The following is a 15640-nucleotide window of genomic DNA, read 5'->3' on the forward strand; positions in this document are numbered from 1 at the left end:
AAGTGGGCATCGCCGAGACGTGCACGCAGGCGGTTCTCTAGCTCGAACTCCTCGCCAGCGGGGACAATGACCAGCCATTCGTCGGGCGACAGCCATTGGATGGAGCGTTCGCCGGAAGCATCGAGCGCGAGCCCCTGGGGCTGGCCGGGCAGAGTGATCCCCAACTCCTCACGCAGCGCTTCGTCGAGGACGATAGTACCGCCGCGCAGGATCAAGTGGCCGAGCAATGGCCGCTCGCGCAATACAGCCCCTCTCCTACCGTCAGAAGCCGGAGTCGGAGCCTTGGAACGCTGGTACGAGTAGGCCAGTGGCGATTCGACCGCCACCGATATTTCGGGGTGCGTATCGAAGGTTTTGATGTTTTGGGCAACCGAATTAGGCATGCAGGCGCTCCCCCTTGGGATCGTAGAAGACATTACTAACGATTTCGGCCTCGTGAACTTGTCCATCCGCCATGGGCAGATAGACGGTCTCGCCCATCTTGTGATGGCCGCCCTTGACCACTGCCAGAGCGATGCCGTGTCCAAGAATGGCGCTGTAATAGCTGGAGGTCACATGGCCAACCATCGGCATGGGAATCGGATGCTTCGAATCGAAGACGATCTGGGCGCCCTCCTCCAGCACCACCTTGGGATCCTTGGGCTTGAGCCCCACCAGCTGCTTGCGGTCGCTGCGCTTGGTGTCGGGGCGCGACAGCGCACGCTTGCCGATCCACGAGAACGGCTTGTCGTAACCGATTGCCCACTGCATACCCAGGTCTTCCGGAGTCACCGAGCCATCGGTGTCCTGGCCGGCGATGATCAGCCCTTTCTCGGCGCGCAGCACGTGCATGGTTTCGGTGCCGTAGGGCGTCAGGCCATACTTGTCGCCGTGCTCGAAGAGTGTCTTCCACACGTGCATGGCGTAGTTGGCCTGGACGTTGATCTCGTAGGCCAGCTCGCCGGTAAAGGAGATGCGGAAGACCCGTGCCGGTACATCAGCGACCTTCCCTTCACGCCAGTCCATGAACTTGAACTGATCCTTGTCCAGGTCAATGTCGGTGACTTCCGACAATAACTTCCTGGCATCCGGCCCGGTCACCGTCATGGTCGCCCAGTGGTCGGTAACCGAGGTGAAATACACCTCGAGCTCCGGCCACTCGGTCTGGTGCCACAGTTCCAGCCACTCCATCACCCCGGCCGCACCGCCGGTGGTGGTGGTCATCAGGAAGTGATTCTCACCCAGGCAGCTGGTGGTACCGTCGTCCATCAGCATGCCGTCGTCCTTGCACATCAGCCCGTAGCGCACCCGCCCGACAGCCAGCTTGGCCCACTTGTTGGTGTAGATACGGCCCAGGAACTCACGAGCGTCTGGCCCCTGGATGTCGATCTTGCCCAGGGTCGAAGCGTCCAGGACACCTACCCCCTGGCGGACGGCCAGGCACTCCCGAGCCACCGCCTCGTCAAGCGTTTCGAGCTTGCCGTTCACCTGGCGCGGGAAGTACCAGGGACGCTTCCACTGGCCGACGTCCTCGAACTCGGCACCGTGCTCCACGTGCCACTGGTGCAGGGCGGTATAGCGCTCGGGATCGAACAGCTCACGGCAGTGACGACCGGCGATGGCGCCGAAGGTCACCGGCGTGTAGTTGGGACGGAACACTGTAGTGCCCACCTCGGGAATCGTACGTCCCAGGCAGCGCGCGGCGATGGCCATGCCGTTGATGTTGCCAAGCTTGCCCTGGTCGTTACCGAAGCCCATGGCGGTGTAGCGCTTGACGTGCTCAATGGACTCGAAGCCCTCGCGGGTGGCCAGCTCAATGGCCGCCGCGGTGACGTCGTTCTGCAGGTCGACGAACTGCTTGGGCGCACGCAGGGTCGGCTTCTCGTGAGGCACCTGGTAGAGCGCGCAGGCGGCTCCTTCCCGGCGGACATCGACCTGGGGTAGCGCGATGGCCTTGGCCGGGCGGCCTAGGGTATCCAGCGCCCGCAACGCCATGGCGATGCCATCGGCCAACCCTTCGGCCAGATCATGCACCCCCCGGGCGCTACCGGCGGCGTGCACCCCCTTGACCAGGCTCGGCACGAAGCCGAGGATCGCCTCGTCCCAGGTCGGCCGGGCGCCGGTGTGCGACGCCAGGTGGATCACCGGGCTATAACCGCCGGAACTGGCGATGGTATCGCAGGCCAGGGTCTCGGCCTGGCCGGTGACCTTGAAGGCGTCGGCGTCGATGGTAGCGACGAGGGCGCCGCTCACGCGGGTGCCTCCCTTGGCCTCGAGCACGGCACTGCCGGGGATGACCCGGATGCCGCGGGCGCGGGCCTGCTCGACCAGTTCGCCATCCGGCGAGGGGCGGGCATCGACGATGGCCACCACCTCGCGACCGGCCTCCTCCCAGTCCAGGGCCGCCCGGTAGGCGTGATCGTTGGTGGTGGAGAGCACCAGCTTCTGCCCCGGCACCACCCCGTAGCGCCGGATATAGCTGGACACGGCACCGGCCAGCAGGTTGCCCGGCACGTCGTTGTTGCCGTAGACCAGTGGCCGCTCGTGGGCGCCGGTGGCCAGCAGCACCTGACCGGCGCGAACACGATGCATACGCGAACGTACCTGGCGCCGCCCGTCCTTGATGGGAGCCGTCTCGCCGAGATGCTCGGTGCGCCGCTCGTGCAGCGTCACGAAGTGGTGATCATGGTAGCCATTGGCGGTGGTGCGCGGCAGCAGAGTGACGTTGTCAAACCCCGACAACTCGGCAATCACGTGCTCAGCCCACTGGGCGGCGGGCCGGTGGTCAAGGAGCTCGCGGCTGTCCAGCAGTGAGCCTCCCATCTCCTCCTGCTCGTCGCAGAGGATCACCCGGACCCCGCTGCGCGCCGCCGTCAATGCCGCGGCCAGGCCAGCCGGTCCCGCACCGATCACCAGCAGGTCACAGTGCTGATGCAGATGATCATATTGGTCGGGATCGCGCTCCATTGGACTGCGTCCCAGGCCGGCGCCCTTGCGGATGAACTTCTCGTAGGTCAGCCACATCGAGGCCGGCGCCATGAAGGTCTTGTAGTAGAAGCCGGGCGGCATGAAGCGTCCGCCCAGCTTGCCGACCAGGCTCATGACATCCCGTTGTACGTTGGGCCAGCCGTTGGTGCTTTGTGCCGTGAGGCCGTCGAACAGCGCTTGCTGGGTGGCGCGCACGTTAGGCACCTGGGCCGCCTCGGTGCTGCCCAGCTGGACCAGCGCATTGGGCTCCTCGGCACCGGTGGCGACGATACCGCGCGGCCGCGAGTACTTGAAGCTGCGGTTGACGATGTCCACCCCGTTGGCCAGCAAGGCCGAGGCCAGGGTATCACCGGCATGGCCCTGGTAGCGCTTGCCATTGAAGGTGAAGCTAAGACGACGGGAACGATCGATGCGACCACCGGCTTGAAGACGATTCGGCTGTTGCTGGCTCATGCCCGGACTCCTGCTTGCTTTGCGGCTTCTTCCGACGCGGACGGCTGTGTCGCTGCGGGCGCATACGTCTCCGCGGTGATCGACGGCTGCTCACCCATCTTGTAGGTCTCGAGGATCTCGTAGGTCACCGTGTGCCGCGTGATATTGAAGAACTTGCGGCAACCGACGGCGTGCACCCACAACTCATGGTGGACACCGCGCGGGTTGTCGCGGAAGAACAGGTAATCGCCCCACTCTTTGTCCGAGCAGGCGTCGGGGTCCGCGGGCCGCATGATGTGTGCCTGACCCTTGGGGTGAAACTCCTCTTCCTCGCGGTGTTCGCCGCAGTAAGGGCAGTAGATGTAAAACATGGTGTTTGTTCTCCTCGAGGAGATCGCTAGCGCGGCAAGGGCCCCGCAAGGACGCTATGAATCCATCCCTGGACGCTCGGCTTTTTCATCCCTGAAAAAGACGCCTTGCTTGGCCCCTTCCCCGCTCGCTGATGTTGTTCTGGACCTGATCCTGGTTAGTGAGCTACGCCGGCAGCGCCATGCTCGTCCACCAGGGCACCGGTATTAAAACGATCGATGCTGAACGGCGCGGCAAGGGGATGCATCTCGCCCTTGGCCAGGGTCGCGGCGAACACATGGCCCGAGCCCGGCGTGGCCTTGAAGCCGCCGGTGCCCCAGCCGCAGTTGAAGAACAGCCCCTTGACCGGCGTCTTCGACAGGATCGGGCAGGCGTCCGGGCAAGTGTCGACGATGCCGCCCCACTGGCGGTTCATGCGCACCCGCGAGAAGATCGGGAACATTTCGACGATGGCCTGCAGGGTGTGCTCCACGGTGGGATAGCTGCCGCGCTGGCCATAACCGTTGTAGCCGTCGATGCCGGCGCCGATCACCAGGTCGCCCTTGTCGGTCTGGCTGATGTAGCCGTGGACATGGTTGGACATCACCACGGTGTCGAGAATCGGCTTGAGCGGCTCGGACACCAACGCCTGCAGCGGATGGGACTCCAGCGGCAGCCGGAAGCCGGCCATCTTCGCCAGCACCCCGGAGTTGCCGGCCGCCACGCAGCCCACGGTCTTCGCCTCGATGTCGCCGCGGTTGGTGTGCACCCCGTAAACGCGGCCATCGCGGATCTTGAAGCCGGTGACCTCGGTGTTCTGCAACAGGTCGACGCCGAGCGCATCGGCAGCCCGTGCATAGCCCCAGGCCACGGCATCGTGGCGGGCCACCCCGGCCCTCGGCTGCCAGGAGGCACCCAGGATCGGGTAGCGAGCGTTCTTTGAGCAGTCCATGACCGGGACGATCTCCTGGATCTGCTCGGGCGTGAGCACCTCGCTGTCGATGCCATTGAGACGATTGGCGTTGACCCGCCGCTGGATGTCACGCATGTCCTGCAGGGTGTGCCCCAGGTTCATCACACCGCGCTGGGAGAACATCACGTTGTAGTTGAGGTCCTGCGACAACCCTTCCCACAGCTTCATCGCGTGCTCGTAGAGCGCCGCTGACTCATCCCATAGGTAGTTGGAGCGCACGATGGTGGTGTTGCGGGCGGTGTTGCCGCCCCCCAGCCAGCCCTTCTCGACCACCGCCACATTACGGATACCGTGCTCCTTGGCCAGGTAGTAGGCGGTGGCCAGACCATGGCCGCCGCCGCCGACGATGATCACGTCGTACTGCTTCTTGGGCGTGGGATTGCGCCATTGGCGCTCCCAGTTCTCGTGGTGGCTCAGCGCGTGCTTGACCAGCCCGAAGCCTGAATAACGTTGCATACGGATTCTCCTGACGGATGGATTCAGGCGAGGGACGTCTCGCTAACCGCGCCGGTGCCGACCGATGCCGTGCCAGAGACTGGGTGGCGCTCGCAAAGCTCGGCCACCTTCTCGCGCACCTCGTCCTCGACCGCGTCGGTGCTGCGGCGCTCGGCCAAGACATCGATGATGTCGCAGATCCAGCCGGCTAGTTCGGCGCACTCCGCCTCATCGAAACCGCGGGTGGTCACCGCCGGGGTTCCGAGGCGCAGCCCGGAGGTCACGAAGGGGCTCTGCGGGTCGTTGGGGACAGTGTTCTTGTTGACGGTGATATGCGCCCGGCCCAGCGCCGCGTCGGCGTCCTTGCCGGTCACGCCCTGCTGGATCAGCGACACCAGGAACAGGTGGTCATCGGTGCCCCCGGAGACCACGTCGAAGCCACGCTCGACGAACACTTGGGCCATGGCCTTGGCATTGGCGATCACCTGGGTCTGGTAGCGCACGAAATCCTGGCTCATGGCCTCCTTGAAGGCCACCGCCTTGGCCGCGATCACGTGCATCAGCGGGCCGCCCTGCTGGCCCGGGAACACGGCACCGTTCAACTTCTTGTACAGCGCCTCGTCGCCGTGGGCGGAGAGGATCAACCCACCGCGCGGGCCGCGCAGGGTCTTGTGGGTGGTGGTGGTCACCACATGCGCATGCGGCAGCGGGCTGGGGTACAGGCCGGCGGCGACCAGGCCGGCGACATGGGCCATGTCGACCATCAGGTAGGCACCGACCTCGTCGGCGATGGCACGGAAGCGCCGCCAGTCGACCACCCGGGAATAGGCGGAGAAGCCGGCGATGATCAGCTTGGGCTTGTGGCTGCGTGCCAGACGCTTGACTTCCTCGTAGTCGATCTCGCTGGTGTCGGGGCTCAGGCCATACTGCACCGCATGGTAGTGCTTACCGGAGAAGTTCGGTGCAGCGCCATGGGTCAGGTGGCCGCCATGCGCCAGGCTCATACCCAAAACGGTGTCGCCCGGCTTGATTAGTGCCATGAACACCGCGGCGTTGGCCTGAGCGCCGGAATGCGGCTGGACGTTGGCGTAATCGGCGCCGAACAGGTCGCAGGCGCGCTCGATGGCCAGACGCTCGACCACGTCGACATGCTCGCAGCCGCCGTAGTAGCGCTTGCCGGGATAGCCCTCGGCGTACTTGTTGGTCAGCTGGGTGCCCTGGGCTTCCATCACAGCGCGGCTGGTGTAGTTCTCGGAGGCGATCAGCTCGATGTGTGCCTCCTGTCGCGCTACCTCGTCGGCGATGGCGGCGGCTACTTGGGGATCAAAGTCATGAAGGCGTGCATTAGGCATAAGTTGCTCCTTGTTATTGAATAAGAGTTCGAGAGCCTCATCGAGGAAGTTATCGACCGCCAATGATCAGGACAAATTTGAAATGCTTATGCGGCGATAAGTTGAAAATTCATAAAAACAAAAGCGAGCCCGGGAGCTCGCTCTTGCTAGAGTCGATAACGTCAGTTCTTGCCAACGGTATTCAGATAATCCACACAGCGATCGACGGATTCGACATCAGCGAACTTGGCATCAATATCGAAGAGATTCCAGGCCACGGCACCCGGCACACGATCTCCGATGCACTCCTTGACAGCAATGGTGCGAAAACCATCAGCCAGGCCGTCGCAGAGGGTGGTGCGCACACAGGCAATCAGATTGAGACCATTGCAGCATGGAACAGGGCTTATGTCAGCCCAAGTTTCAAACTATTCCGAGGCCTTCTGTATCAATAACTTCACACTTGACATTGAGCTACTTTGTCACTGGACACAAAGCAACTACGGCCGACATGACGCCGACCGTAGCAGAACCATATCAAACACTGAGTTTTTGGAAGGCAGGACGTGGCGTCAGTAGCGAAACCACAATATAGCAAGCTGAGGAGACGACACACCCTGTGAGTGGCCCGATCAGCCAGCCGACATCCGCAAAGAGCATCATGTACCCACTGGTGCCAAATCCGGCCAGCATGGCCACCAGTGCGCCCCAGGGCGAACCTTGCCAGAAGGTCGATATGAACACCGGACCAATCATGCTGGCCAACAATGTGCCTGTGCCGAGAATCCCTAGCCAGGACAGCATGAAGGGTGGTGCGTAGAGCATCATCAACAGTGCCACTATGCCAAGCCCGAGAACAGCCGCACGATTGATGAATAGTGCCAACGTTGCGCTGCTGATCGAGTCCTTGAACAGTGCCAGTCTCATGTCATGGGATGTCGCAGAGGCAACGGTATGCAGCAACGAATTCGCTGTGGACTTCATGGCAAAGATGATGAAGAGCGTAATGATACCCTGCAGGGCGGGATGCATGAAATTTTCGAGATAGACCGGCATGGCGTTGTCCGGGTCGGCCAATTCCGGCATTTGCATCCTGACATACAAGCCGACGAGCGGTATCAGGCTCAATAGGGCACCAAGAATGGCCACGTATATGCCGACCTTGTGGAGCTTGACATCGGGCTTGAAGGCTAGAAATCGAATCGCCATGAACGGCAACACCGCGGCGAAAAGAAAAGCATAAGGCAGCACCAGGAATACCGTGCCAGGATGATCGCCGTAGTGGGCACCGGTAGTTGGATTGAGCAGCTCCGGGTCGATGGCATTCAGTGAGGCTTCCCAGGACGACAGGTCCACCGATGTAACTAGCTGGACAACGATTATTACCGCAGCGAGCGCCATACCACATACCATCACCGTGTCTGTCCATGCCACTGCGGCGAGCCCTCCTAGCATGGTATAGATGATGATGACACCGACCATGAGGGAAGCGCTCTGATTGAGTTCGATACCCAGCCAACTGGCTCCCAGCAGCCCGACCGCCTTGATCTGACTGGTCAGGAAGACCAGCAACAAGATGATGGTGATGAAGGCTGCGACCCCTTGTACCACTCGTCCCATGGTCCCGCCGCCGTGGATTTGTGCAATATACTCCGGAATGGTATTGCTACCCATGTCGACCGCCTTACGCTGCAGAAAGCGGGCGAAGTACAACACGGCGATCATCATGGCAGGGGCGAAGAAGAAATTCCCGAGCACCTCGATCGCCCCGAACTGGTAGGTAACGCCGGGTGATCCCATGAAGCCCCATCCGCTGAAGCCGGTCGCCACGATGGTGCCTGCACCAACGAAGGCACCCAAGGAGCGCCCAGCAACAAGGAATCCCCCTTCGTCCCCCCTCTTCATCATTTTCGATGATAGATAGCCCAGGAATATCAATAGACCGAAAGTCAGTATCAGGAGGCCCCAGTTGAACAGCTTGAATGAATCCACGGCTGCATTACCCCTCTTGTCTCTTTCGTTTTATTTCTCGGCATAAGTAGGCCGCCCCGGCATGAACAATCATGTAGACTGTCAATATTAAGAAGGTCATTAACACCCAGGAATCCATATTTCATCCTTTTATTATTGATTAATTTCAAGAACAAGATGGAGGTCTTGCTCAAAGTCATTCATCAAGGTATTTTATGATTCTTCATGCAACCAATTTGAAAAGCAAATGCAGGCATCACACATGTCAATGAGGCAATTATGAAGAACATCCCAACAGATCTCTTGAGGACATTCGTAACCATCAAGGACTTGGGAGGCTTCACCAGTGCAGGCGAACTTCTTGGCCGCTCACAACCGGCCATCAGCCTTCAGGTGAAGAAACTCGAAGAGATCCTGAACACCAAGATTTTCCTGAGAGGCTCGAGCCTGGAGCTAACCGAGGATGGTGAATATCTCTACGAAGCTGCACGTCAGATCCTTGAGATAAACGATCAGATCATCGCCAAGATCAGGGGAGACAATGTATCTGGTAAAGTTAGACTCGGCATACCCAACGACTTCGAACTGGCATTTCTCCCCAAGGCGCTACGAAACCTGTCTCGTGTATACCCAAACATTATCGTGGAAGTTGATAGTGAAATCAGCAAGGTGATACTCCAGCGATATCAGAAGGGTTACTATGATATTGCCTTGGCTATGGAGCGAGCCAAGGTAAATGATGAGAGAGACTCTCGCGACTACCGCCTGGAAAGCCTGGAATGGGTTTACAAGGATAGTCGACTTATCGACGGATATGATGATCCTATTCCCTTGATCGCTTATCCCCAAGGGTGTGTCTACCGTTCCATCATGGAAGAGTCCCTACAAGAGCACCACCATCCTTGCCGGTTCATGTATACGAGCACCAGCCTGCTGGGGATATTTTCCGCCGTCGAGGAGGGGCTCGGCATAACCGCAATGGCGAAATCGGTGATTCCCGAGCACCTGAAGCATGCTGCCAGTTCCAAGAGCCTTCCCGAGCTGGAAAGAGTATGCATCGGTTTATATTACAAGGAGCGGGAGCTCAACATCGCGTCCCGCCACGTGCTTGACTTCCTGCGCTCCGGACTGGCCAATATCTAAAGGGGGCATTGCCGGAGCCTCACGGCTGACAATGCCCCCATGCTCAGGAGAACGTCTCGGCAATCTTCTCTATACACTCAGCGAGTATCCATTCTCCCTTTTCGGATGTCGCCTGCGACGGGGACGACAAGGTCCCTGAACTCGGCACCCAGGTCGGATCGGGAGGAAAGACATCGTAGGGTGGAAACTCCGCAGGCGGAACATCGACCACCTTCGACATGTCCACCAAGTCGGGATGAATTCTCAGCATGATTGAGGTTTCCAGCACGCCTCCATGCTCGACCGCCCACCCTGAGAATCCATCGGGGAACACCTTCTTGACGGTAGCCTCACTGATAAAGTCCCAATAGGAGAGCAGGACCACCTTCAGCTCTATCCCTGACAGCCTGGCGTACTTCACGGCACGGTCGGCCGCTTCGACCAGGAACATGGAGTTCTCGAAATGCCCATTGATAATGAGAAACTCCCGGTTCCCGTGCTCCAGGAAGGCGAGAATCACATCATAGACATACTCCTCCAGGGAGCGACCACTGACACAGGTAGTCCCCGGGAAGAAGTTCCCGCCTCCCGACTTGACCTGCGACTTGTAGCCATAGGCAATCGGGGGAGCGACCAGCATATTTTTGCTACGCTCGGCGACCCGGCAGGCAATATGTTCCGGAATCAGTACATCAGGGTTCAGGGACATATGCGGTCCATGCTGTTCGATAGCGCCCACCGGCATCACTATCTTGCATCTCCCATCCTTCACCCTGTCGTGATAGGACACCCAGTCCATTTCCGCTAGCTTGACCTTCTTCATCAACCCTTTTCTCCCGCAAAAGATTTCACCGAGTATTGCTGGCGAAAGTAGCTATCATTCTGAACGGCTCGCAGAATCGAATAGGCCATCAGGAGCATGATCACCGAGAAGGGCAATGCCGACAGGATGGCGGCAGTCTGCAGGGTCGACAACGCCCAGGCGCCTCCCACCAGCAGCAGTACGGCTGCGATGGCCCCCTCCATGACACCCCAGAATACGCGGTGCCTGGAAAGCGGGTGCGGATCCCCCTCACTGAGGATGGTGGTAATGACAAGGGTTCCCGAGTCAGACGAAGTGATGAAGTAGGTTGCTACCAGCACCGTACCGAAGAATCCGGCCAGCACCCCGACGATGCCAACGTCCATGGCCGTGAAGGTAGCATAGAGCGCCAGAGAGACATCGTTGGCGACGGCGTCTGCAATGCCCCCGCTGCCAAACAGCTCCTCGTAGATCGCCGTGCCGCCATAGGCCGATAGCCAGACAAAGGAGAGCAGGGATGAAACCCCTACCACGCCGAGGATGAATTCACGGATGGTTCTGCCCCTCGAGACCCTCGCCACGAAGACCCCAACGAAGGGAGCCCAGGACATCCACCATCCCCAATAGAAGACGGTCCACCAGCCCTGCCAGGAGTCCTGCCATGACTCGGCACCATTCGCTGCGGTCACATTGCTGCCGGTATAGAAGCTCAGGGGAATCACCGACCTGGCATAGTCACCCACGGAGTCCAGAAAGCCGCCGATGATGTAACGCGTCGGGCCGAAGATGAAGAAGAAGGCGAGCAGCAGGAAGGTCAGCCACATATTGGCCTGCGAAAGATACTTGATACCCCGCTTCAGTCCCGTGAGAACCGAGATGAGTGCCAGAACGGTGATCACGCCGATCAACGTGACCTGCACCAGATTATTGACAGGCACATCCCATAGATAATTAAGACCAGAATTGATTTGCTGAACACCCAGCCCCAGAGAGGTTGCGATACCAAAAAGGGTGGCAAAGACGGCAATGATATCGATGAGGTTACCAATCCACCCATTGACCTTCTCCCCCAGGATTGGATAGAGCGTGTAGCGGATGCTCAGTGGCTTACCATATCGATAGGCCATCAAGGCCAGGCCGAGGGCAACGATGCAGTAGATGGCCCAGGCATTGAGTCCCCAGTGGAAGTAGGCGAGACGCATGGCGACATCTGCGGCTTCTCCGTTGCCTACCGCCGACGAGAATGGTGTCCCGTGCGAGAGATGCATGATGGGCTCAGCGATGGACCAGAAGATAATGCCAATGCCTTGGCCGGCCGCATACAGCATCGCAAACCATGTAAAGTAGCCGAACTCCGGCTTTTCATCCTCTTCTCCCAGCTTCAAGCGCCCATACTTGCTGAAAGCCAGGGCCAGGAGGAAAATCAGGAAGCTCGCCGCCAGGCCGACATACCACCAATTGAAATAGAAGGTCACATAGGTTCTTCCCCTGTCGATCAGCCCCGTCGCTGCCTCGGGGAAGAGTATGGCAAGGGATATAAAGGCGACCATGATCAGTACTGATACCATGGTAACCAGTGGATTCACCCCCCTAAAGGGGCCTGAGTGAAGGACCATACCGAACACTCCTATAGTCATTGTTCTTGTGCAAAAAGGGGGCCATGCCCCCTTGGATGCTACTTGATGATGTTGTGGTTCGGGCCATACGGGAATGCAGTTATGTTCTCGGCTCCGTGCTCATTGACCACCAGGATGTCGTGCTCGCGGTAACCACCGGCCCCGGGGCGCCCATCCGGAACCATGATCATCGGCTCCATGGAGACGACCATGTTGGGCTCGAGTACCGTCTCGATGTCTTCACGCAACTCCAGCCCCGCCTCACGGCCATAGTAGTGGCTCAGGGTGCCGAAAGAGTGGCCGTAGCCGAAGGTGCGGTACTGCAGAAGATCATGCTCGGCGAAGATATCATTGAGCTCGTGAGCGATGTCGCAACAACGTACGCCGGCCTTGATCAGCTCCTGACCTCGCTTGTGTACCTTGCAATTCACTTCCCATAACCGCAGATGCTCATCAGAGGCATATTCGCAGAACAGGGTCCGTTCCAGGGCTGTGTAGTAGCCGGAGATCATCGGGAACGTGTTAAGACTCAAGATATCCCCTGGCTTCACTCGGCGGCTGGTCACCGGGTTATGGGCGCCATCGGTGTTGATGCCGGACTGGAACCAGACCCAGGTATCCATCAACTCGCCGTTGGGGTAGGTCTTGGCGATCTCGCGGACCATGGCCCGCTGGCCAGCCAGTGCCACCTCATACTCCGGCACGCCGGCGGCGATAGCATCACGTACCGCGACACCGCCCACGTCGGCGATACGCGCTCCCTGACGGATCAAGGCGATCTCCTCGTCCGACTTGAACATGCGCATCTTCATGGTCGGCACGCCGATATCGACCAGTTCGACATCGCCAAGGGCATCGAGTAGCTTCTGCTGGTTCTGTAGGGTGAGGTGGTCGAACTCGACGCCGACCCGCTTCTTGCCTTCACAGAGCTGCTTGACGGCCTTGAAGAAGTTGTCCTTCTGCCAGTCGGTATAGACGATGTTATCGCCTAGGCGGTTACGCCGATACGGCTGCCCGCCGTCGATGTTGGCCGTCACGGTGGTGAAGTTGTCCTGGGTCACCACCAGGCCGTAATCCCGTCCAAACTTGCAGTACACGAAGTCACTGAAGTAGTTGATATTGTGATAGGAAGTTAGAACCACAGCATCAACGCTATGCTCAGCCATATAGCTGCGCAATTTATCGAGACGACGCCGCATCTCTTCATCAGAGAATGTGGGGACGATCTTTTCGCCGTTGGGAATTTCAATGAGGGAAGGAAGTTGCATGTTGTTCTCCTGTGCTTTGGTTAAGCAACTTTCAAGGTAGGTTTGGACCCGACCTTGATCGAAACGCCATCGGCATTAGCCGATGAGTCTTTCTCTGAAAACTCGAACAGCGCGAGCTTATAGCGCTCTTCGAGAATTCTGATAACTCGGGTTATATGGAAAAACTCATCATCTTTGACCATCAAGTCGAAACTAATCAATCTGACACCGGAGAGGTTGATGGCGTAGGATCCTTCTACTCGGAGCATCGAGGAAATTTCCTTCTTCAGTCCTCTGGGCATCATGCCGGCGGGAGCCGATCTCTTGGCTCTAAGAATCAGTGTCCAGTTCTTCATATGGCCTCCACCGCCTGGTTACTGGACGAACTATCGGCATGGAGTGACTCGAGAGCAAATTACAAGTCCAAATGTGCCCATTGGGTCGACCAATGGGCATATTTTTCAATGGATTAGATATGAGATGAGAGAATAATCCCGCAGTCGAGCAAACACCGCGCGCCCGGCGTTACCCCAGTATCAGGGTATCTCGACTCGACTGCATGAGGACAGAATATGGAATGGCCAACCCGAGTCCAAAGCGCTGGTGTCGGCACCTGACACGTGAACTCGAAGGCTGCCATGGGTTCCTAGCGGTGAAACTGTTTATGCTGCTCCGGCTGCCAGAGGATGGCATCGATATACAACTGGGATACACTTCCATCGGGCAGCGGCCAGTCAATGGTATCTCCCACCCGCAAGCCCAGCAGAGCGGCTCCAATAGGAGCCAGTATCGAAATAGCATCCTCGGTGCTTGCAAGGGCATGTGGGTACACGAGCGTACGTGTCAACTGACGCTTGCGCACCAGATCGGTGAAGCGGATGCGGCTGTTCATGCTGACCACATCCTTGGGCACCTGCTCAGGATCCACGACTTCACTGCGTAAAAGCTCGTCTTCCAAGGCTTCCGCTACAGGCCAGTCCTTGTCATCGGCATTTTCGATCAAGCGTTGAAGCCGTTCAGCATCCAGACGATTGATAATCAGGGATGGGCGTGATGACATGATTCTCTCCTCGATCCCAATCAACGGGTTATTAACAAAGGCTATCAACCAACTAAAAAGCCCCTCCCCACAAAGCGGGGAAGGACTCTACTTCGTTCGACTTTACGGTATTTCTCGAGAGCGTGACAAGAGAATACTACGATAAGCACTGCCCGGCCCGTGCAAGCAATCTTTGATTAACCCCGTTCAGGTGCCACTTCACCTGCTTCCCGGCGGGCATCATGCCTCGCCTTGTTGCTTCTTCCAGTCGGCAAATGACAGGCGCCAGTGCAGGCACCAGCAACCCTTGCAACCATCGTAGGCGCCCAATAGCGCATCGAAGTCGCGCCAAGTTGCCTTGGTTAGCGGTTTGAACGACAAGGCCATTGGTACCTCCTTGTTCCATTCTCATAACAGAGATTAGACCGCCCGTATGATTATCGACTTATCGTGCCCTGACTGGTGAAAAAGCATTCGCCTCATGGCAAGCGCCACGCTCACAATAAAAAACCCTCCGAAGAGGGCTTAGTGTTGACGACAATCTTAGGGAAGCACTGAACAAATACCTGTTCGGGGGTGGCTATGCTACAGGCAGCATGCCCACTCGCAGCAGCGGAAACTCCGTGTCCTAGCTCATGCCATCAACGTATCGTGGCCGTGCTGCAGCTGACGCTGAGCCTCGTCCAGCGTGTGGGTCTTGCCGCTCCAGGGCAAATGCTCGCCTGCGCGGTGGATATGGTATTCGACCTGGCACTGGTCCTCGTCGTCCAGGATCTCGTAGCGGTGGATCTCGTCACCGAACTCGTTGCACCAACAGTCGGCGTGGATCTTGCTCCAGTACATGGTGATCACCTCTGTAGGCGCATCAGCGCCAGGATGCTCCAGTTCACGACAGCGCGCTTGCCTTGGCTTTGATCTGGTCTGATCGGGGGGCTTCGCGCGGCCCCGCAGCACCTTGCTCCGGAACGCCTCATGACTGCCTTTGGCGAAGGAGGAAGAAGCTGAGATTGAAGAATAACCACCCTGCCGTCACCCCGAAGGCAAGAACAGCCGGCGATTTCGCGGCCATTTCCGGATTGGTCAAGATTACCTCGGCCAGTAGAGTCCTTACCGAGGATGCGCTTTGGCACGCTACCGCCACGAAGCAGCACGTTTTCGCTTCCCCTTTCCAAGCTTGGAGGGATGCCAGCTGTCGCCTCCCTCAAGCCCGAGAAACAATTTCACACATTTTGTTACATATCAGATTAGACCAGAATGAGGGGGCGTGTGTAGTTATTAGGAAAAAAACAATAGTGAGACCATTCGATAGTGCCTGTGGTCTTGGGCTTCGAGGCCAACTCCCGGACGGCGGGAGCCA

15 protein-coding genes are annotated in these 15640 nt (G+C 58.7%); 1 reads left to right on the top strand and 14 read right to left on the bottom strand.

All coding sequences use genetic code 11. The annotated features are described in order from the left end of the window. From ACFOEV_RS05555 to ACFOEV_RS05585, 7 genes are all read right to left on the bottom strand, one after another. A partial coding sequence (locus tag ACFOEV_RS05555) for a sarcosine oxidase subunit gamma family protein (protein ID WP_386772256.1) occupies positions 1-383 on the bottom strand: 383 nt, incomplete at its 3' end. After that, a complete protein-coding gene (locus ACFOEV_RS05560; protein ID WP_386772257.1) occupies positions 376-3420 on the bottom strand; it encodes a sarcosine oxidase subunit alpha family protein in 3045 nt (1014 codons plus the stop codon). The genes ACFOEV_RS05555 and ACFOEV_RS05560, both read right to left, overlap by 8 nt. Further along, a complete protein-coding gene (locus tag ACFOEV_RS05565) occupies positions 3417-3770 on the bottom strand; it encodes a sarcosine oxidase subunit delta (RefSeq protein WP_386772147.1) in 354 nt (117 codons plus the stop codon). The genes ACFOEV_RS05560 and ACFOEV_RS05565 overlap by 4 nt, the downstream gene beginning before the upstream one ends. 155 nt (positions 3771-3925) lie before the next feature. After that, a complete protein-coding gene (locus ACFOEV_RS05570; RefSeq protein WP_386772148.1) occupies positions 3926-5176 on the bottom strand; it encodes a sarcosine oxidase subunit beta family protein in 1251 nt (416 codons plus the stop codon). Between the two features lie 23 nt (positions 5177-5199). Next, positions 5200-6507: a serine hydroxymethyltransferase gene (gene glyA, locus ACFOEV_RS05575; protein ID WP_386772149.1), complete on the bottom strand. Its 1308-nt coding sequence runs from the start codon at positions 6505-6507 to the stop codon at positions 5200-5202. Between the two features lie 161 nt (positions 6508-6668). Further along, a complete protein-coding gene (locus ACFOEV_RS05580; RefSeq protein ID WP_386772150.1) occupies positions 6669-6851 on the bottom strand; it encodes a hypothetical protein in 183 nt (60 codons plus the stop codon). Positions 6852-7023: 172 nt separating this feature from the next. Next, the gene (locus tag ACFOEV_RS05585) at positions 7024-8478 is read right to left on the bottom strand and encodes a sodium:solute symporter family protein (protein WP_386772151.1); all 1455 of its coding nucleotides are present in this window, start codon (positions 8476-8478) and stop codon (positions 7024-7026) included. A 258-nt stretch (positions 8479-8736) separates the two neighbouring features. Here ACFOEV_RS05585 and ACFOEV_RS05590 point away from each other — a divergent pair, with 258 nt between their 5' ends. Next, on the top strand, positions 8737-9600 hold the full coding sequence (locus ACFOEV_RS05590) for a LysR family transcriptional regulator (RefSeq protein ID WP_386772152.1): 864 nt from the start codon (positions 8737-8739) through the stop codon (positions 9598-9600). Positions 9601-9643: 43 nt separating this feature from the next. On the opposite strand, the gene ACFOEV_RS05595 is transcribed toward ACFOEV_RS05590, so the two are convergent. The 7 genes from ACFOEV_RS05595 to ACFOEV_RS05625 form a co-directional block, all read right to left on the bottom strand. After that, positions 9644-10402, bottom strand: a complete 759-nt coding sequence (locus tag ACFOEV_RS05595; protein ID WP_386772153.1) for a creatininase — start codon at positions 10400-10402, stop codon at positions 9644-9646. Further along, positions 10402-11949 carry a BCCT family transporter gene (locus ACFOEV_RS05600; RefSeq protein WP_386772154.1) on the bottom strand — a complete coding sequence of 516 codons (1548 nt, stop codon included), beginning with the start codon at positions 11947-11949 and terminating at the stop codon, positions 10402-10404. Before ACFOEV_RS05600 ends, ACFOEV_RS05595 begins: the two co-directional genes overlap by 1 nt. Positions 11950-12056: 107 nt before the next feature. Further along, positions 12057-13265, bottom strand: a complete 1209-nt coding sequence (locus tag ACFOEV_RS05605) for a M24 family metallopeptidase (RefSeq protein WP_386772155.1) — start codon at positions 13263-13265, stop codon at positions 12057-12059. 20 nt (positions 13266-13285) lie between these two features. Continuing rightward, positions 13286-13600, bottom strand: a complete 315-nt coding sequence (locus ACFOEV_RS05610) for a hypothetical protein (protein ID WP_386772156.1) — start codon at positions 13598-13600, stop codon at positions 13286-13288. A gap of 290 nt (positions 13601-13890) precedes the next feature. Further along, a complete protein-coding gene (gene rnk, locus ACFOEV_RS05615; protein ID WP_386772157.1) occupies positions 13891-14304 on the bottom strand; it encodes a nucleoside diphosphate kinase regulator in 414 nt (137 codons plus the stop codon). Between the two features lie 219 nt (positions 14305-14523). Continuing rightward, positions 14524-14670, bottom strand: a complete 147-nt coding sequence (locus ACFOEV_RS05620; protein ID WP_386772158.1) for a hypothetical protein — start codon at positions 14668-14670, stop codon at positions 14524-14526. 246 nt (positions 14671-14916) lie between these two features. Then, positions 14917-15126: a hypothetical protein gene (locus tag ACFOEV_RS05625; protein WP_386772159.1), complete on the bottom strand. Its 210-nt coding sequence runs from the start codon at positions 15124-15126 to the stop codon at positions 14917-14919. Positions 15127-15640 lie beyond the last annotated feature (514 nt).

It is taken from the genome of Litchfieldella rifensis (assembly GCF_042646605.1).
Taxonomy (GTDB): Bacteria; Pseudomonadota; Gammaproteobacteria; order Pseudomonadales; family Halomonadaceae; genus Litchfieldella; species Litchfieldella rifensis.